The sequence below is a fragment of the Candidatus Protofrankia californiensis genome (assembly GCF_900634765.1).
Taxonomy (GTDB): domain Bacteria; phylum Actinomycetota; class Actinomycetes; order Frankiales; family Frankiaceae; genus Protofrankia; species Protofrankia californiensis.
On the sequence record NZ_CAAAFT010000095.1, the window covers coordinates 28,150 to 28,876 of the forward strand.

The following is a 727-nucleotide window of genomic DNA, read 5'->3' on the forward strand; positions in this document are numbered from 1 at the left end:
CTGCGCTCCCGTTAGCTGCGCTCCCGTCAGCTGGGCTCGTTCACACCAGCATCATGGTCACTTCGCCGCCATGATCGTGGTCAGTTGGTCGCGTGGTTCGTGGACGGTTGGACGCAGGTCCTGTGGGCATCTGGACGCACACTGCATGGACATCTGGTCGCATGGATCGTGGTGAATTGGACGCTCGACACGTGGGTGGCTGGTCGCTGGGATCCTGATCGTGGAGACGTGCCCGATAGCTTGGATGGACGGCTGTCGGCGGGCCCGCGGCCGGTCCGGCTCGGCCGCGGGCGGGTCCGTGACGGTGGCGTGTGGTGCGCGTGAACGTTCGTTCGGTCGTGGTGGCGGTGGCCGGTAAGGTCGGTCGCGGTACAGGCGCCGTGATACGGGCGTGCTCAGGAACTACAGCGAACGGGCGGAACGGTCGATGAAGACGGCGATGCGGTCACACCTGTGCGGTGCGCTGCGCACGGAGCACATCGGTGAGACGGTTACGGTATGCGGCTGGGTGGCTCGCCGCCGCCAGCACGGCCAGTCGCTGATGTTCGTCGACCTGCGGGACCACTCCGGCCAGGTGCAGTGCGTGGTGGACGGATCCGTGGACGTCCGGTCCGAGTACGTCGTCGTCGTCACCGCAACGGTGGCGGCCCGGCCCGAGGGGACGACGAACCCCAACCTGGCCACCGGAGAGGTCGAACTGCACGACTGCACGGTGACGGTCCTCTCC

The 727-nt window shown here is 67.4% G+C and carries 1 protein-coding gene; it reads left to right on the forward strand.

Translation table 11 applies throughout. The features are described 5' to 3' along the window. Nucleotides 1–427: 427 nt before the first annotated feature. Nucleotides 428–727: OB-fold nucleic acid binding domain-containing protein (locus tag DD1DGNOD_RS05745; protein WP_241255486.1), on the forward strand; the 300-nt coding region annotated here is incomplete at its 3' end.